Here is a 16,941-nt window from a genome sequence, read left to right as displayed (position 1 = left end):
CTTCATCGGCGTGGCGGCGCACGAGCCCTACGGGTACATCGCGCTAGTGCGGCGCAACCCGAGCGTCGCGAGGACGAGCAGCACCAGCGTGCCCAGTGACACGGCCACCCCGGCGAAACGGCCGGGAGTGCGGTAGGAGAACACCACCCGGTGCGCACCGGCGGGGACTCGCACGCCGCGCACCGCGACGTTGGCCGGGAGGACGGGAACCGGCTCCCCATCCAGCGTGGCGCTCCATCCGGAGTACCAGGCGTCGTTGAGCACGAGCACCTCGGGGCCGGGGGCCTTCACGTCGAGCTCCACGTGCTCCGGCTCGTAGCGCAGGAAGGCCACCTGCCCGGGCTCGCCGGACGCGGGGAGCGGTGGGTCCTCGAGGCCGGCGCACTCGATGACCGCCTCCCGGCCGGGCTGGAAGGACGCGGAGAGGAGGTGCGCCCGCGCCGAGCGCGCATCGGGGACGCACACGGGCGGGGCCAGGTAGGCGCGGGGAAGGGCCATGGGATGCTGGAGCAGCACCAGGCCCATGGAGCGATCCACGGAGACGACCTGCTCCCGCGGGGCGCCCATCTGCTGGAACGTGCGCCCGTCCACGGTGAGGTAGCGCACGTCGAACAGGCCGGCGAAGTGGTTCCACCACGTGTCGAACGGGAGGGACGTGTACAGGTCCGCGTACCGCTGGGAGGCGGCGGGCAGGTAGGGCGTGGCGCTCTCCAGGTTCCAGAGCGCGGGGATGTCCGGCTCGAGCGCCGCGGAGAGGTAGAGCGACGCGACGTCCATGGGGCCCAGCCCGGGAATCTCGGGCGGGGAGATGTGGCGCACCCCGTTCACGGTGCGGGCCCGTCCGGCGCCCGTGTCCGGCGCGTGCTGGTGGAGCTGCTCCACGAGACCAGGGGTCTGCTCCAGCACGTCCGGGTAGGTGACGTGGTACGTGTCCTGATTGGACAGGTAGAGGACGCCGAGCTGCATGGCGGCGAGCAGGCCCACGCGCGGGCCGGAGCGCTCCACCCCCAGCAGCACGAGGCTGGAGAGGAGGAAGGCGCCGGCCGTCAGCAGGGACATGCGGACGACGTTGCCGTGGATGAGCTCCAGCACGGCGGGGTCCGGCGTCGCCCAGCGCGAGCCCACCACGCCGCGCGAGAACAGCCCGCCCCACCCTTCCGCCAGCGCCAGCCCTCCGCAGAGCGCCGCGAGCCCGAGCCCGGCCAGACCGAGCCGCCGCCGGAGGGAAGGCTCGCGCTCGAGGGCCTCCAGTCCGGCGCCCGCACCGAGCGCGCACGGGAAGAGGAAATAGGGCAGCAACTTCTCCGGGTAGCGGAAGGAGCCCCAGAGGGGGAGCCACCGGTAGAGCCACCCATACAGCGGCAGGGAGCGGCCCATGGACAGGAGCAGGAAGAAGAGCGCGAGCCCCGCCACCCACCACACCCGGGGCTGGCGACGGTGCGCCCAGAGAGCGCCGAGCAGCAGCAGGCAGGCCGTGGCCCCCAGGTGCACCGAGTCCACCCAGAGCGTGCCCATGCCGGAGTCGAGCACCTGGTCCGCCAGCCCGGGCGAGCTCACCGCGCCCACCTCGGGGTCGACGAAGAGGGGCCCGAGCACCAGCTCCCCCAGCCGCAGCGGATGGAAGGAGAAGCGGGTGGCGACGTCGAGGGTACCAGCGGACGGGTGCGCCTGGCCGAGCACGTGAAGCGTGGGAACGATCTGCACCGCGGACAGCAGCGCGCCGAGCACGATGAGCAGCGCGGCCCACGGCAGGGCCCGGGCGCCCCTCCCCTGCCCCGGCCGCGGCAACGCGAGCACGAGGAGGAGGCCGTTGCACACCGCGAAGCTCTGCGGATCTCCCCCGAGGAGCACGAGGCACAGCGGGAGGGCGGCGGCGGCGGCCCGGCCCGGAGAGGGCTGGCGCAGGAAGCGCTCGGCGCCCCAGAGGGCCCACGGGAAGGTGGCGGCGGCCATGAGGTAGAGCAGGTTGTTGCTGATGCCCACCATGTAGCCACACAGCGCGTAGGAGAGCCCCGAGAGCAGCGCGGGGCCCCGTCCCAGGTTCCACGACCGGGCGAAGAGGTACGTGCCGCCCAGCGCGGCCACGTAGGACAGCAGGGTGACGGCCTTGAGCGCCGTGCCGAGCGGCAGCAGCAGGTAGAGCAGGTTGGCCGGGTGGAACGTGCCGGAGATGGGCATGCCCGCGTAGGGTTGCCCCAACCCGTCATAGGGGTACCAGTCCGGGAACTGGAGCTGGGAGACGCGCTCCACCCAGTACTTCCTCAACGGGTAGTAGACCCGGAGGATGTCGCGCGAGATGAAGATCTCCTCCGAGAACGCCGCCCGGTGGAAGAAGAGGAGGGGCACCACGAGCGCGGTGCCCACCAGGGCGGCGCGAGTCCTGGCCTGCTCGGAAAGGCTCATGCCCGGCGGAACATACCGGCTGACCCGGGAGGAGTCGCGCCCCTCAATTCGTGCAGGCGGCCTCGCAGCGCGAGTCGCGGCAGATGACGAGGCAGCGTCCGCAGTCGAGCCCATTCACCGGGCAGTCATTGGTGCAGCGCACGTTGGAGCAGTTGGGCCCGTCCTGCACGTGGGTGGGGTTGGTGCCCAGGCCGCAGCATGCGTTGCCCGTGCAATCCGCGTCCGTGTAGCAGATGCGGTTGGACAGCGGTGCCGGGTTCTCGGTGAAGTTCGACTCGACCGGGCCGCACCCGGCGGCCATTCCGAGCACCGCCCCCAGGGCGAGGACGGTGATTGAAACAGAACGGGTGCGGCGCATGTGCCGACTCCCTACCGGTGCTACCGGTTCATCGAGCCGAGGAATTCGGCGTTCGTCGCGGTCGGACGCATGTGCTTGAGCACAAATTCCATCGCGTCGATCGGCGTGAACGGGTGCAGCACCTGACGTAGCGCGGTAATCCGGATGAGGTCCGACTGGGAGAGCAGCAGTTCCTCCTTGCGCGTACCGGACTTGTTGATGTCGAGCGTCGGGAAGATGCGCTTCTCCATCAGCTTGCGGTCCAGGACGATTTCCGAGTTACCGGTGCCCTTGAACTCCTCGAAGATGACCTCGTCCATGCGGCTGCCGGTGTCGATGAGCGCGGTGCCGATGATGGTGAGGCTGCCGCCCTCCTCGATGTTGCGCGCGGCGCCGAAGAAGCGCTTGGGCTTGTGCAGCGCGTTGGCGTCCACGCCGCCGGAGAGGATTTTCCCCGAGGCCGGCACCACCGTGTTGTAGGCGCGTGCCAGACGGGTGATGGAGTCCAGGAGGATGCACACGTCGTACTTCTGCTCGACGAGGCGCTTGGCCTTGTCGATGACCATCTCCGCCACCTGCACGTGACGCGTGGCCGGCTCGTCGAAGGTGGAGCTCACCACCTCGCCGCGCACGTTGCGCTCCATGTCGGTGACTTCCTCGGGGCGCTCGTCCACGAGCAGCACGATGAGGTAGACGTCCGGGTGGTTCTTGGAGATGGCGTGCGCGATGTTCTGCAGCAGCACCGTCTTACCGGCCTTGGGGGGCGCGACAATCAGGCAGCGCTGGCCCAGGCCGATGGGGCAGAACATGTCGATGATGCGCGTCGTCATCTCCGACCCCTCGTGCTCCAGCTTCAGCTTGCGCGTGGGGTAGAGCGGCGTGAGGTTGTCGAAGAGGATGCGCTCGCGCGCCGCCTCGGACAGCGGGTCGGTGAAGTTGACCTTGTCCACCTTCTGCAGCGCGAAGAAGCGCTCGCCCTCGCGGGGCTGGCGGATGGGGCCCGTCACCGTGTCGCCGGGGCGCAGGTTGAAGCGGCGCACCTGGGAGGGCGACACGTAGATGTCGTCCGGGCTGGGCTGGTAGTCGCTGTCCGAGCTGCGCAGGAAGCCGAAGCCGTCGCTGAGCAGCTCCATCACGCCCTCGGCGTGCACCTCGAAACGCTTGTCCGCGATGCCCGACAGCAGCGAGAAGATGAGGTCCTGCTTCTTCAGGCCCTGGTAGCCCTCGACGCCGAAGTCGTGGGCCATCTTCGCCAGGTCGGTGATCTTCATCCGCTTCAGGTCATTGAGCTTGATGACCTGCATGGGGGCGCCATCGCGCGTCACCTCGGTGAGGACGGGCGCCTCGACGGGCTCGGGGGCCGCGGGCTGCACGGCGGGCTCCTCCTCGTGCACGGCGTGGGCGCGGACCTCCTGGTACTCCTCGTCCCGCACGGGGTGGGAGGGCATGGGCGTGAGCACCGGGCGCGGCGTCTCGGGGACGGCGGGCGTCTCGGCCTCGGCCTCGGTGTCCTCTTCGCGACGGGCCGGGGCCGCGCGGCGGCGGGCCGGCTTCTCGGTGTCGTCCCGGTCGGCCGTCTTGGCCCGCGCCGTGCGGCGCTTGGGCTTCTCCTCCTCGACGACTTCGACGGTGTCCGGGATCTTCTCTTTGGGGGAACGGGCTTTGGCCATGATGGGGGGCTTGGTGCTGGCGGGCGCCTGGGGGGCGCGCTCGGGAATGTCGTGGAAGTCGTCCGTGGGGTACGCGGAACGCGAAACACCCTCAGGCAGGCACCCGGGATCCCTTCTTGCCGGGACCTCGCGGGTGGTGGAACCTAGTGCTGGGAAGAGAAGGCGCTTGAAGGTGGGACAACAACCCTCATGAGCCGCCGCAAGAGGTTATTGACCACCTCCGGAGCTGTCAAGGCATCCTCGCTTCCTGCCCAGCCAGGCAGCCGATACCCCGCGTTTTTCAGTCCAGCCGCCGAGTCCTCATCCGTGAACTCCTCGAAGACCGCTGATGCCACCCGAGTCGAGCAGCTCCGCAAGGAGCTGGCCCACCACAACTACCGCTACTACGTGCTCGACTCGCCGGAGGTCAGTGACGCCGAGTACGACCGGCTGATGAAGGAGCTGCAGGAGCTGGAGGCCCGCAACCCGGAGCTCGTCAGTGTGGACTCGCCGACCCAGCGGGTGGGCGGGGCCGCGGCCGAGAAGTTCGAGAAAGTGGTCCACCGCGTGCCGATGCTCTCGTTGGCCAACGCCTTCAACGACGAGGAGCTTTCCGAGTTCGACGAGCGGATCCGCCGCCAGACGGGCCTTTCGCAGGTCGCCTACGTGTGCGAGCCGAAGCTCGACGGCCTGGCCATCACCCTGCGCTACGAGCAGGGGCGCTTCGTGCGGGGCGCCACCCGGGGCGACGGCACGGAGGGCGAGGACGTGAGCGGCAACCTGCGCACCATCCGCAGCCTGCCCATGGAGCTGCTGCCGCAGGACGGGGTGCGGGTGCCCGGGGCCATCGACGTGCGCGGCGAGGTCTTCATCTCCAAGAAGGACTTCAAGAAGCTCAACGACAAGCGCGAGGAGGAGGGCGAGCCGCTCTTCGCCAACCCGCGCAACGCCGCGGCCGGCAGCCTGCGGCAGTTGGACCCGCGCATCACCGCCTCGCGCCCGCTGTCGCTCTACCTGTACGAGTGCGTGCCGGGCGAGGGCGTGCCCGCCTTCCGCTCGCACGCGGAGAAGCTCGAGTACCTCAAGTCGCTCGGGCTGCCGGTGAACCGGTACGTGCGGGTGGAGAGCGCGGAGGGGGTGCGCGAGCAGTACCGCAAGTCCCAGGAAGGCCGCCACGCCCTGCCCTTCGAGGTGGACGGCATGGTGGTGAAGGTGGACTCGGAGGACCTGCGCCAGCGGCTGGGCCAGGTGTCCAAGAGCCCGCGCTGGGCGGTGGCCTACAAGTTCCCGCCCGAGGAGGAGTCGACCCTCGTGGAGGACATCCAGGTGTATGTGGGCCGCACGGGGGCGCTCACGCCGGTGGCGCACCTCAAGCCCGTGAAGGTGGGCGGCGTCACGGTGAGCCGCGCCACGCTGCACAACGAGGACGAGCTGCGCCGCAAGGACGTGCGCAAGGGCGACACCGTCTTCATCCGCCGCGCCGGAGACGTCATCCCTGAAATCGTGAAGGTGGTGGAGTCCAAGCGGCCCGAGGGCGCCCAGCCCTTCATGTTCCCCACCGAGTGCCCCGTCTGCCACGCGGCGGCGGTGAAGGACGACGAGGGCGCCATCATCCGCTGCACCGGCGCCACCTGCCCCGCGCAGATGGTGGAGAAGGTGCGCCACTTCGCCTCGCGCACCGCCATGGACATCGACGGCCTGGGCGAGAAGCTCGCCGGGCAGCTGGTGGAGCTGGGGCTGGTGAAGACGTTCGCGGACCTCTACCACCTCACCCGGGGCAAGCTGCTGGAGCTCGAGCGCATGGGCGAGAAGAGCGCCGACAACCTGCTGGCCAACATCGAGCGCTCCAAGCAGACGACGCAGCCCCGCTTCCTCTACGCGCTCGGCATCCGCCACGTGGGCGAGGCCACCGCCAAGACGCTCGCCGAGTCCTTCCCGGACGTGCGCCAGCTCTACGAGGCCCCCCTCGAGGACATCACCCGCGTGAAGGATGTGGGGACCACCATGGCCCAGGTCATCCACGCCTTCTTCCGCGAGCCGCAGAACCGCGACGCCATCGACGCGCTGCTCGCCGCGGGGGTCACCCCGGCCGCCCCGCGCGTCGTCAAGACGGGCCTCTTCGCGGGCAAGACGGTGGTGCTCACCGGCGGCCTGAGCGGGATGAGCCGCGACCAGGCCAAGGAGGAGATTGAGCGCCGGGGTGGCAAGGTGTCGGGAAGTGTCTCTCGCAAGACGGACATGGTGGTGGCGGGCGACGACGCCGGCACCAAGCTGAAGAAGGCCCAGGAACTCGGGGTAAGAATCCTGGACGAGCAGGCGTTCCTGCAGCTTCTTCAGAACGACGCCAGAGGGTAGAAGGGCCGGCACCATGGACAGGCGGCGAGCAAGCCTCCGGATTCGAGGCAAGGTGCAAGGGGTGTTCTATAGGGAGAGCGCCCGCACCGAGGCCCTGCGTCTCGGCCTGACGGGCTGGATACGTAACCTCTCGGACGGCTCGGTCGAGGCCGTGACCGAGGGAGCGCCGGAGGCCCTGGAGGCCTTCGTCACCTGGTGCCACCGGGGCCCCACCCAGGCCCGGGTAACGGATGTGGAGCGCGCCGATTCCGAGGCGCGTGGGGAGTTCAGCACCTTCACCGTGGAGCGCAGCTCATGACCCCCTACGCGCTGGCTTCGCTGCCAGCCATGTTGGGCATCAAGGCGGGCAGCAAGGTCTCGGTCATCAACCCACCCCGGGGCTTCGTCCAGAAGCTCAACCCCCTGCCGGACGGGGTGGAGTTCCTCATCACCGCCCAGACGGGCCTGGACGTCATCCTCTTCTTCACCCAGGACGCGCACGAGCTCGTCCAGCGCCTGCCGGCCCTCTCGCGCGCCATGGCGCAGACCGGCGGCATCTGGGTGTGCTGGCCCAGCGGGGAGGGAATCAAGACGGCCCTCTCCGAGGACTTCATCCGTCAGGCCGCCCTGGACATTGGTCTGGTGGACAACAAAATCTGCCTCATCGACAGCACCTGGACGAGCCTGCGCCTGGTCCGCCGCCCGAGGGGGGGCCGCCTGGAGAAGCCAGAGAGCCGGAAACGGACCCCCACCGCCCAGGCCTAGGGGGCCCCCGGGCTGCCAGCCGGCCGACATTTTCCATGTCTCGCCTTTACAGGTCGTATCAGGCGTGAAAACCTTTTGCTGTTTTCGGGCCTTGGGACGTTCCACTCGGAGTGGGGCGTTTGGGGTCCATGGATTCTTGATTTTTGAGACGGGTGCGTTCCCAGGATACCAGGGCGCGCCGACTGCACCGGGACTCTGTCGCCCCCCCAAGGCGCCCGCGGATGGGCTCCGACCGGGAGTGGAAGGAAGAGGCCGGGCGGTACGAGCGTCAGGGCGGCTTCGAACGCTCGATGAAGTCAGACCCCGCCCGGCAGGGTGCCGGCAGCCGCGGGGCGTCATGAACTCGGAGGAGCAGGCTCTGGTCCCCTCGACCCACACCCGCATGGAGACAACCGGCCCCCAGCCTCATGGGCCGTCCTCCGTCCGTGTGCGTGGAAGAGACGGGGCGGCCGCTCCCCTCGCAGCGCGCTCGGAAGCGGGAGACGCCGTCGCCTCCCGTCCGCCGGAACTCACGCATCCGCGCGCGCGCCCAGGATTCGTCAATGAGCAGCATCCTCGTCATCAACGCGGCGGGCCGGGAGACCCGCGTGGCCCTGGTCGAAGGTGGGCACATCGCGGAGTTCTACCTCGAGCGTAAGAAGGACAAGGGGATCGTCGGAAACATCTACAAGGGCCGCGTTGTCCGGGTACTCCCGGGCATGCAGGCGGCCTTTGTCGACATCGGCCTGGAGAAGGCGGCCTTCCTCTATGTCAGCGACGTCGTCTACGACCCGGACTTCGCGCGCGCCCAGTTCGAGCTGACCGAGGGCGAGCACGACGAGGACGCCCCGGACGTACCCGAGGAGTCCGAGGCCGTGGCCGCCGAGGCCGCCCACGAGGCGGGCGCCGAGGTGGAGGCCGAGGTCCGCGAGCACGCCACCGCCCCCGCCGCCGAGGCGGCCCCTCCGGTGGAAGCCGCCGAGCCCCGCGCCGAGGCACAGCCAGAGCCTCGCGCCGAGGCGCAACCGGAGCCTCGCGCCGAGGCGCAGCCGGAGCCTCGCGCCGAGGCGCAGCCGGAGCCTCGCGTCGAGGCGCCCGCCGCCGCTCCCGTGGCGGCCGAGCCGGTGTCGGTGTCCGCACCTACCGAGGCGGTGAATCCCACCCCGGTGATGCCGGTGGCTCCGCTCGAGTCCGAGCCCCTGAGCGTGGCGGCCCAGGCGGCTCCGTCTACGGAAGCCGCTGCGGTCATGCCCACCACCGAGGGTTCGGTGGCCCTGGCGCTCTCGCCCGAGCCGGCGCCCGCCGCTCCGAGCGAGCCGGCCCCCGTGGCCCCCGCCGCTCCGGCCGAGGCCGCCGCGCAGCAGCCGCGTCCCGAGACGGCCGCCGGCGAGCGCCGCGCCCCACGAGAGAACCGCGAGGCCGCGCGTGAGGCCCGCGAGGGCCGCCGCGAGCAGAAGGACCGCGAGCGCGAGAAGGACCGGGACAAGGACAAGGACAAGGACAAGGACAAGGCCCGCGGCAAGCAGCGCGACGAGCAGCCGCGCAAGCGGGACGAGGAGAAGTCCAAGCCGCGCAAGACGGCCAAGATTGAGGAACTGCTGAAGGTGGGCCAGGAGGTCGTGGTCCAGATCTCCAAGGACCCCATCGGCACCAAGGGCGCGCGCCTCACCTCGCACATCTCCATCCCCGGCCGGCACCTGGTGTTCATGCCGACGGTGGACCACGTGGGCATCAGCCGCCGCATCTCCAACGAGAAGGAGCGCAAGCGGCTGCGCGAAATCGTGGACCGGCTGCGCCCGCCCGGGACGGGCTTCATCGTGCGCACGGTGGCCGAGAACGTGCCGCAGGAGAAGCTCGAGAGCGACATCCGCTTCCTCATCGAGGTGTGGAACCAGGTGGTGCGCCGCAACGAGAAGCGCGGTGGCCCCGGCCTGCTGCACCCCGACCTGGACCTCATCCTGCGCGCCACGCGCGACCTGTTCGCCCACGACGTGGAGAAGCTCGTCGTGGATGACCGCGAGGAGTACGAGCGCATCCTCGGCTTCGTGAACGCGCAGGACCCGGCGCTCAAGGACCGGGTGGTGCTGCACGAGTCGGACGAGCCCATCTTCGACGCGTACGGGATTGAGCACGAGCTGCAGCGCGCTACCCAGCGCAAGGTGTGGCTCAAGAGCGGCGGCTACCTCATCATCGACCAGGCCGAGGCGCTCACCGCCATCGACGTCAACTCGGGCCGCTACGTCGGCAAGAAGAGCCTCGAGGAGACGATCACCAAGATCAACGTCGAGGCGGCCAAGGAAATCGTCTACCAGCTGCGGCTGCGCAACATCGGCGGCATCATCATCTGCGACTTCATCGACATGGAGAAGCCGCAGAACCGCGACAAGGTCTTCAAGTCGCTGCAGGAGGCGCTGGGCCGGGACAAGGCCAAGACGAACGTCCTGAAGATCTCCGAGCTGGGCCTGGTGGAGATGACGCGCAAGCGCGTGCGCGAGTCCATCGGCCGCATCCTCCACGAGGACTGCCCGTACTGCGACGGCAAGGGCTTCGTGAAGACGGCGACCACGGTGGCCTACGAAATCTTCGGGGAGATCCGCCGCGAGGCGCCGGGCTACAAGGACCCCACGCTGGTCATCAACTGCAACGCCGAGGTGGCGCGGCTGCTCCAGGGCGAGGAGCGCCAGGAGCTGCGGCACCTGATGGACCGCTACAACAAGTCCATCCAGGTGAAGGCGCAGCAGAACTACCACCGCGAGCAGTACGACATCTACGGCCGCAGCGCGCAGGGCGGGGACCACAAGGTGGCCTCGTCGCCGGGCTCGGGAGATGGCGAGCTGTCCATGCAGCGCCGGCCCGAGAGCGGCGGTGGCGAGCGCGGCTTCCGCGAGGGTGGCGGCGGCCGTGACCGGGGTGAGCGCGGTGAGCGGGGTGGTGGCCGCGACCGCGACCGGGGTGACCGGGGCGGCGGCCGTGACCGCGAGCGGGGTAGCGGCGACCGCGAGCGGAGTGGCGGCGACCGCGAGCGGAGTGGCGACCGTGACCGGGGTGAGCGCAATGACCGGGGTGGTGGCCGCGACCGCGACCGGGGTGACCGGGGCGGCGGCCGTGACCGCAACCGGGGCGAGCAGCAGCGTCGGCCCGAGCAGCGCGAGGGACGGGGTCAGCAGCAGGCACCGGCGAGCGAGCAGCCGGCCGCCAGCAGCACGCCTCCCGCGTCCTCCGGCGGCGGCAACGGCGGAAACACCGAGTCCGGCGGCAACTCCTGAGCCGGCCTCTCCTCTCCTGCCCTGAGAGGAACGGGAGGAGGGTGACAGACCCACCGGGGGCAACCCCGTGGGTCTCGGGCACCCGCTCCCCCTGGCCGAGCCTCCCCGGTATTGGCTAGCCTTGGCGCCCCCCGGATGCGCTCCTTCTCTCCCCTCTTCCTCCAGCGACTGCGCGCCCGAGCCCTACAGTGGGCCCGGCGTACCTGGGCTCCGCTGGAGCGGACCCGGACGGGCCGCTTCGCGGTGGACACGGTGCTGGCGGTGCGCAGCCTGGCGCGCGGCTTCCAGGGCGAGAACATCCGCCTTCGGGCCGCGGCCCTCACCTACATCAGCGTCTTCTCACTGGTTCCGCTGCTGACGGTGGTGCTGGCCCTGCTGGGCGCCTACCACCAACAGGCGTTCCAGCAGCGCCTGCGGGAGATCATCTTCGCGGTGCTCGCCCCCGGAGTGCGCGAGGAGTCAGCGGCCTTCCTCGAGCGCTTCCTGAAGCCGGGCCACACGACGGCCATCGGGAGCGCGGGCTTCATCGGCCTGCTGTTCTCAGCGGGCTCGCTGCTGCAGAACATCGATGTCTCGCTGAACGAAATCTGGGGCGTGAAGAACCACCGCCCGTGGCTGGTGCGCGCGCTCATCTACGCGGGGCTGCTGGTGCTGGGGCCGCTGATGCTGGCCCTCTCGTTCACCGGGACGAGCGTGGTGCACTCCCTCCTGGAAGGCACCCCTTCCCCGCTGCTGGGCCTCTACGAGTTCCTGTTCGGCGCCCTGTCCCCCATCACGGCGGCGGCCGGGCTCACCCTGCTCTACTACGTGACGCCCAACACCCACCTGCGCCTGCGCTCGGCGCTGGCGGGAGGACTGGTGGCGGGCGCGGCCTGGAGCGTGGCGCGGCACGTGTACACGGGAGCCGCCGCGTACAGCTTCCGCAACAACCCGCTCTACGCCTCGTTGGGCGCCCTGCCCATGTTCCTCGCGTGGCTGTACGTGGACTGGCTCATCTTCCTCGTGGGAGCCCGCCTCTCCTACGCGGTGGAGCACGCCACCTTCCGCGACTCGCTCTGGGCCTTCGGCGCCCACCCGCGCGCCCGGGAGCTGGTGGCCGCCCGGGTGGCCCAGGAGACCACGCTGGTCTGGCTCGACGGCGGGACGCCGCCCCTGCCCCGGGAGCTGGCGCGCCGCCTCCGGGTCACCGAGTCGCTCGTCCACGAGGTGATGGACGACCTGGAACGGGCGAGGCTCCTCGAACGACATCGCCGGGGAGGCTTCCTGCCCGCCCGTCCCCCGGCCGAGCTGACCCTGGCCGACCTGACGCTCGCCGTGCACGGCGTCTACAACCCCGTCGAGCCCGGGACCCGAAGCAGCCCGCGCGCCCCGGGCTTCGAAATCCTGGACGCCTTCTTCCGCGAGTCGGACCGGGCGGGCCTGGACGTGCTGCGGCAGACCCGGTGGCTGGACCTCGCCATCCTGGTGCGCCCCGGGCTCGCGGAGCTGCCGGTGGCCCCCGTCCTGGCCGAGGCCGCGACGGGAAGCGGAAATCCGTAACGTTTCCGGGGAGTTGTCCCGCCTCGCGGCTTGCACGCGGGATTCGATCTGTTATGTTTCCGGGATTCGACCACTGGGCCACGCGCCCTGTTTCCGAGGGGTTACGCGGTTTGCGGGAGCGAGCGATGCTCAAGTCCGATCTGATCAACGTCCTCGTCGCCAAGAAGGGGATGACGCAGAAACAGGCCGAGGCCACGGTCGAGACGATCTTCGAGTCGATGAAGGATGCGCTGTGCCGCGGGGAGAACATCGAGATCCGCGGGCTCGGCGCCTTTCACGTGAAGAGCTACCAGGGCTACCAGGGCCGCAATCCGAAAACGGGGCAGATCATCCCCGTGAAGCCCAAGCGGGGCCTGCTCTTCCGCACGGGCAAGGAGCTGCGCGACCGGGTGAACCGGCCGGCGCCCCAGACGCCTCAGTCCGACATCTCGTTCGACCCCAAGAGCGGCAGCGGCACCAACTACTAGCCCCCGCTCATCGCCCCAGGGCCGCGGGTGATAGGCGGCCCAGCGGGCGGATCTGCAGGTTCATGTCCAGCTCGCCGTAAGTGAGAACCGCGACGTCCGGGAAGGAGCCCTCGCACAGCTTGCGCAGGGTCCGCCGGACGTCCGGCGCCGTCAGCAGCACCGTCTGCCCTCCCGTGGAGATGCGCTTCACCCCCTCCAGGATTTCCGCCACCCGCTCGGGCGAGGGCGCCGGCCCCCGCGGCCCACCGGAGCGCAGCGTCTCCTCGATGTCCGGGTCCACCAGGTAGGCGAAGAGCGGCCCGGACGGGGCGAACTTGTGGCTGAGGTAGCGGTACAGCGCCTGCCGGCAGCGCTCGGCCAGGGCCGTGGCATCGCCCTCGGTGGTGGGGGCCACCAGCGCCTCGAGGATGGCGCGCATGTTCCGGATGCTCACCTGCTCCTCCACGAGCTTACGCAGCACCTCGGTGAGCAGCGGCAGCGGGACCTTCTGAAGCGCCTCCTTCACCAGCGCGGGAGCCTGGGCCTCGAGTCCGTCCAGCAGCCCCTGTACCTCCTGGATGCCCAGGAAACCCGCCGCGCGAGCACGAATGACGCTCCGCAGGTGCTCGGCGATGAACTCCCCGGCGCTCCGCAGCGGCACCTGGGCCAGCTCCAGGCGCGCACGCCCCTCGGCCGGCACACGGCTGATGGGCTTGCCGGTGGACGGGTCCATCACGGGCTCCGCCTTCACCTCCAGGAAAGCCAGCTCCTCCGGCTGCGCCAGCGCGTAGAGCGCCCCGGACTGGACCTGTCCCATCCCGGCGGGGACCTCGTCGATCAGGATGCGGTAGCTCCCCGCGGGGAGGTACGCGGCCTCGGTGCGCACCCGGATGCCGGGCACTCGCACTCCGAGCTCGTAGAAGACCTCATCCCGTACCCGGTTGAGCACCTGGTGCACGAACGCACCGCCCTGCTCTTGTGCCAGCGGAGTGAGGTCCGGCGCGAGGTCCACCGTCAACGGAGCCACTCCCACCGGCGCCGCCGTGCTCTCGGGAGGCGCACCCGGCCCACCTCGCGCAGCCGCTCCGGCTTCGGGCGTGCCCTCGACCTGGGCCTGGGCCTCGGCGGCATCCTCCTCCGCCGCGGCGGCCTTCACGCGCGCCAGGGAATGAGCGAGCGCCCCCAACGCCGCGCCCAGCCCGAGGAACGTCAGGTGGGGCATCCCCGGCATCGCGGCGAGGGCCACACAGAGCGCGGCCACCACCCAGAGCGCCTTGGCCTCGCCAAAGAGCTGAGAGCCAATCTCCGCGCCGAGCGAATCGTCCTCCTTCTCCGAGGCCACACGCGTGACGACGAGGCCCGCCGCCACCGCGATGCACAGCGAGGGAATCTGCGACACCAGGCCGTCGCCGATGGCGATGAGGGCGTAGGTGGAGGCCGCCTCGGCAATCGTCATCCCGTTCTGCAGGATGCCGATGCAGATGCCGCCCAGGAGGTTCACCGCGACGATGACCAGACCGGCGATGACGTCTCCCTTCACGAACTTCATGGCGCCATCCATGGCACCGAACATCTGGGACTCGCGCTCCAGGTTACGCCGACGGCGGCGAGCCTGCGCCTGATCGATGGCTCCCGCCCGCAGGTCCGCGTCGATGGACATCTGCTTGCCCGGCATCGCGTCCAGGGTGAAGCGCGCGGAGACCTCGGCCACGCGCTCGGCGCCCTTGGCCACCACGAGGAACTGCACGAGCGTGAGGATGGCGAAAATGACCGCGCCGACGACGTAGTCGCCTCGCACCACGAACTCGCCAAAGGCCTGGATGACCTCTCCCGCATGTCCCTCGGCGAGCGCCAACCGCGTGGACGACACGTTGAGCGCGAGCCGGAAGAGCGTGGTGAACAGCAGCAGTGTCGGGAAGGACGTCACCTTCAGTGCGTCCTTCGCGTAGAGCGCCGCCACCAACAGCGCCACCGCCGCCGCCAGGTTGATGGCCAACCCCAGGTCCAGCAGCCAGGGCGGCAACGGGATGATGAGCGCACCCAGCACCGCGGCCATCGCCACTGCGAGCACCACGTCCGAGGACTTGCGCGCCCTCAAGAGAATCTTCACCAACCTGTTCATGACGTCTTCCTCCGTGGATGGTCGTCCACGTCCTGCGACTCCTGCGCGACCCGGAGCACCGCCGCGGCGGCCTGATACAGCTCCTCGGGGATCTCCTCCCCGACGTCGTAGTGGATGAGGCCTCGGGCCAGCGGCACGTCCCGAACCACGGGAATTCCGAGCCGCTCGGCCTCGCGTCTCAACGCGAGTGCGTCCGCCTCGCGCCCCTTGGCGACGAGGTAGGGCGCCTCACACTCTTCCGTGGCGTAGCGGAGCGCGACCGCGATGTGCGTGGGGTTGACGACCACGACGCTCGCCTTCTGCACCCCCCGTGCCGCGCCTCCCGCGGCCAGCTGGCGGTGCCGCGCCTTGCGCTGGCTCTTGTGGTGCGGATCGCCCTCGCTCTCCTTGTGCTCGCGCTTCACTTCCTCGCGCGTCATCATCAGCTCCTTCACGTGCCGTCGGCGCGCGAGTGCGTAGTCCCCCACGCCCAGCACCACGAGCACCCACGCGAGCCGGAGCGCGAGCGGCCCGAGCCGGCCCACGCAGTGCTCCAACCCGAGCGTCCCCTCCAGCCAGGCCGTGCGGAGCACGTCCGGTCCGGCCTCCACGGCCGCGCTCCAGACGATCCACGTCACCACCGCGGCCACGAGCAGCGCCTTGCCCAGTTCAATGAGCGGCTTCACGCTGAAGAGCTTCTTCAGGCCCGCCGCCGGGCTGATACGCTCGAACTTCGGCATCACGTGTTCCACGTTCAGCTCGAAGCCCACCGTGGCCACGGACACCGCGAGGGATGCCAGCAGCGCGCCACCGAGCGGGGGGCCCACCAGGAGCGCCAGCACCCTCCCCGCCTCCGGCAGCGCTCCCGTGGGCTCCTGGTGCAACATCAGCCGGGCCGTCCAGTCCTTCAGCCGCACGAAGCCCTCGGGCGCCGACGCGCCAAGGCCCAACAGCCCCCCGAGCGTCACCGCGCTCGAGGTCAGCAGCCGGCTGCGCGGAATCTGCCCCTTGCGGCGGGCCTCGCGCAGACGCTTCGACGAGGGTTGTTCCGTCTTCTCGCTCACCGCGCCACCTCGCCGAGCCGGAACAGCGCCCCCTCCACCGAGAGGAAGCCCGCGAGCAGCCGCTCACAGAGGATGCCCACCGCGAGCCACAACAAGGCACCTCCCGCGAGGATGCGCAGCGGCGCTCCCATGTCCTGGAGGTTCACCTGGGGCGCCGCGCGCGACACCATCCCCATCAGGCAGTCCACCGCCATCACCGCCGCGGCGATGGGTGCCCCCACCGCGAGCCCCGTGGCCATCGCTCCCCCAGCGAGTCCCACCACGTGCATCACCGCCGCCTCGGTGGGCACGTACGCGCCGAGCCTCACCCACCCGAAGCCGCGCACCAGCCCCGACAGGACGACGGGCATCAATCCTCCCGTCACCACCAACCCGACGAGCAGTTGGTAGAGCGCATCTCCCGTGGCGGACTCGCGCGTGCCGGCCACGGGAAGGCTCGCCTCCGCCGAAGTGCCCCGGAAGAGATCGATGAAGCGTCCCCCCATCCGCGCCGCGTCGAAGGGCAGCGCCGCCACCAGCCCTATGGAGGTGCCGTAGGTGATCTCCTTCATCGCCAGCGCGGCCAGTTGTATCGGCGTCTCCACCGGCACCGGCAGGGACACTCCCGCAACCTGGTGCAGGAAGAGCGCGAGGCTCAGCACCAGGGCGAGCTTCACCGTCGTCGGCGCCGCCTGTCCTCCCAACAAGGGGCACAGGAAAGCCACCGGCAGCAGGCGCGCACAGCACAGGGCTACCGCCACCATGCTCGGACTCAGCAGGTCGAGCTGCGCGCGAAGGATCTCGAGGTTCATCCCCCCACCTCCGCGATGACCATCAGCACCTGATGCGCGAAAAGGGTGAGCTGTCCGGCGATCCACGGTCCAGCCACCACCAACGCCAGCACCGCCGCGCACAGCTTGGGCACCACCGTGAGCGTGCTCTCCTGGAGCTGCGTGGTCGCCTGGAAGAGGCTCATCAAGAAGCCCACCACCAGGCTCGCCCCGATGGGCGGCAGGGACGCGAAGACCATCAGGAGCAGCGCCTCGCGGCCAAGTACGAGCAGGACATCCTGGGTCATG

Annotated in this window: 13 protein-coding genes; 6 read left to right on the top strand and 7 right to left on the bottom strand. The window is 70.1% G+C overall.

Annotation, left to right across the window (positions count from 1 at the left end; all coding sequences use genetic code 11):
* Window positions 1–27 precede the first annotated feature (27 nt).
* Genes ACJ8AN_RS01455 through rho form a run of 3 tightly spaced genes read right to left on the bottom strand, consistent with a single transcriptional unit; the run spans window position 28 to window position 4,410 of the window.
* Entirely contained in the window at window positions 28–2,403 is a 2,376-nt protein-coding gene (locus tag ACJ8AN_RS01455) for a YfhO family protein (RefSeq protein ID WP_407753368.1), read from the bottom strand.
* Between the two features lie 43 nt (window positions 2,404–2,446).
* Window positions 2,447–2,761, bottom strand: a complete 315-nt coding sequence (locus tag ACJ8AN_RS01450) for a hypothetical protein (protein WP_407753367.1) — start codon at window positions 2,759–2,761, stop codon at window positions 2,447–2,449.
* A gap of 20 nt (window positions 2,762–2,781) precedes the next feature.
* The gene (gene rho, locus ACJ8AN_RS01445) at window positions 2,782–4,410 is read right to left on the bottom strand and encodes a transcription termination factor Rho (RefSeq protein WP_407753366.1); all 1,629 of its coding nucleotides are present in this window, start codon (window positions 4,408–4,410) and stop codon (window positions 2,782–2,784) included.
* Between the two features lie 306 nt (window positions 4,411–4,716).
* Here rho and ligA point away from each other — a divergent pair, with 306 nt between their 5' ends.
* The 6 genes from ligA to ACJ8AN_RS01415 all read left to right on the top strand — a co-directional run bounded on the left by ligA (window position 4,717) and on the right by ACJ8AN_RS01415 (window position 12,739).
* Window positions 4,717–6,744 (top strand): NAD-dependent DNA ligase LigA, encoded by a 2,028-nt coding sequence (ligA, locus tag ACJ8AN_RS01440; protein WP_407753365.1) that lies wholly within the window; start codon window positions 4,717–4,719, stop codon window positions 6,742–6,744.
* Between the two features lie 13 nt (window positions 6,745–6,757).
* The gene (locus tag ACJ8AN_RS01435) at window positions 6,758–7,042 is read left to right on the top strand and encodes an acylphosphatase (RefSeq protein ID WP_407753364.1); all 285 of its coding nucleotides are present in this window, start codon (window positions 6,758–6,760) and stop codon (window positions 7,040–7,042) included.
* Window positions 7,039–7,488, top strand: coding sequence for a DUF3052 family protein (locus ACJ8AN_RS01430; protein ID WP_407753363.1), 450 nt, complete (start codon window positions 7,039–7,041; stop codon window positions 7,486–7,488). Before ACJ8AN_RS01435 ends, ACJ8AN_RS01430 begins: the two co-directional genes overlap by 4 nt.
* Window positions 7,489–8,030: 542 nt before the next feature.
* Complete coding sequence (locus ACJ8AN_RS01425) at window positions 8,031–10,733, top strand: Rne/Rng family ribonuclease (protein WP_407753362.1); 2,703 nt, start codon at window positions 8,031–8,033, stop codon at window positions 10,731–10,733.
* A gap of 135 nt (window positions 10,734–10,868) precedes the next feature.
* On the top strand, window positions 10,869–12,272 hold the full coding sequence (locus ACJ8AN_RS01420) for a YhjD/YihY/BrkB family envelope integrity protein (protein WP_407753361.1): 1,404 nt from the start codon (window positions 10,869–10,871) through the stop codon (window positions 12,270–12,272).
* A gap of 125 nt (window positions 12,273–12,397) precedes the next feature.
* Window positions 12,398–12,739, top strand: a complete 342-nt coding sequence (locus tag ACJ8AN_RS01415) for an HU family DNA-binding protein (protein ID WP_407753360.1) — start codon at window positions 12,398–12,400, stop codon at window positions 12,737–12,739.
* A 7-nt stretch (window positions 12,740–12,746) separates the two neighbouring features.
* Here the strand turns inward: ACJ8AN_RS01415 and sctV are convergent, their stop codons facing one another.
* The 4 genes from sctV to ACJ8AN_RS01395 are packed head-to-tail and all read right to left on the bottom strand — an operon-like array spanning window position 12,747 to window position 16,940.
* Window positions 12,747–14,840, bottom strand: a complete 2,094-nt coding sequence (gene sctV, locus ACJ8AN_RS01410; protein ID WP_407753359.1) for a type III secretion system export apparatus subunit SctV — start codon at window positions 14,838–14,840, stop codon at window positions 12,747–12,749.
* Window positions 14,837–15,883, bottom strand: coding sequence for a flagellar biosynthesis protein FlhB (locus ACJ8AN_RS01405; RefSeq protein ID WP_407753358.1), 1,047 nt, complete (start codon window positions 15,881–15,883; stop codon window positions 14,837–14,839). The genes sctV and ACJ8AN_RS01405 overlap by 4 nt, the downstream gene beginning before the upstream one ends.
* Window positions 15,880–16,674, bottom strand: coding sequence for an EscT/YscT/HrcT family type III secretion system export apparatus protein (locus tag ACJ8AN_RS01400; protein ID WP_407753357.1), 795 nt, complete (start codon window positions 16,672–16,674; stop codon window positions 15,880–15,882). Before ACJ8AN_RS01400 ends, ACJ8AN_RS01405 begins: the two co-directional genes overlap by 4 nt.
* Complete coding sequence (locus ACJ8AN_RS01395; protein ID WP_407753356.1) at window positions 16,671–16,940, bottom strand: flagellar biosynthetic protein FliQ; 270 nt, start codon at window positions 16,938–16,940, stop codon at window positions 16,671–16,673. Before ACJ8AN_RS01395 ends, ACJ8AN_RS01400 begins: the two co-directional genes overlap by 4 nt.
* Window position 16,941 lies beyond the last annotated feature (1 nt).

It is taken from the genome of Archangium sp. (assembly GCF_045802675.1).
In the GTDB taxonomy this organism is placed as follows: domain Bacteria; phylum Myxococcota; class Myxococcia; order Myxococcales; family Myxococcaceae; genus Archangium.
The sequence above is the reverse complement of the archived record's forward strand: the minus strand, read 5'-3'. Positions and strand labels throughout refer to the sequence as shown.

Bases quoted from the DNA above. Each gene is read 5' to 3' on its own strand.
- ACJ8AN_RS01425 (WP_407753362.1), top strand. From the start codon at position 8,031: ATGAGCAGCATCCTCGTCATCAACGCGGCGGGCCGGGAGACCCGCGTG.
- ACJ8AN_RS01450 (WP_407753367.1), bottom strand. From the start codon at position 2,761: ATGCGCCGCACCCGTTCTGTTTCAATCACCGTCCTCGCCCTGGGGGCG.
- sctV (WP_407753359.1), bottom strand. From the start codon at position 14,840: ATGAACAGGTTGGTGAAGATTCTCTTGAGGGCGCGCAAGTCCTCGGAC.
- rho (WP_407753366.1), bottom strand. From the start codon at position 4,410: ATGGCCAAAGCCCGTTCCCCCAAAGAGAAGATCCCGGACACCGTCGAA.
- ACJ8AN_RS01455 (WP_407753368.1), bottom strand. From the start codon at position 2,403: ATGAGCCTTTCCGAGCAGGCCAGGACTCGCGCCGCCCTGGTGGGCACC.
- ACJ8AN_RS01430 (WP_407753363.1), top strand. From the start codon at position 7,039: ATGACCCCCTACGCGCTGGCTTCGCTGCCAGCCATGTTGGGCATCAAG.
- ACJ8AN_RS01400 (WP_407753357.1), bottom strand. From the start codon at position 16,674: ATGAACCTCGAGATCCTTCGCGCGCAGCTCGACCTGCTGAGTCCGAGC.
- ACJ8AN_RS01420 (WP_407753361.1), top strand. From the start codon at position 10,869: ATGCGCTCCTTCTCTCCCCTCTTCCTCCAGCGACTGCGCGCCCGAGCC.
- ACJ8AN_RS01415 (WP_407753360.1), top strand. From the start codon at position 12,398: ATGCTCAAGTCCGATCTGATCAACGTCCTCGTCGCCAAGAAGGGGATG.
- ACJ8AN_RS01395 (WP_407753356.1), bottom strand. From the start codon at position 16,940: ATGACCCAGGATGTCCTGCTCGTACTTGGCCGCGAGGCGCTGCTCCTG.
- ACJ8AN_RS01435 (WP_407753364.1), top strand. From the start codon at position 6,758: ATGGACAGGCGGCGAGCAAGCCTCCGGATTCGAGGCAAGGTGCAAGGG.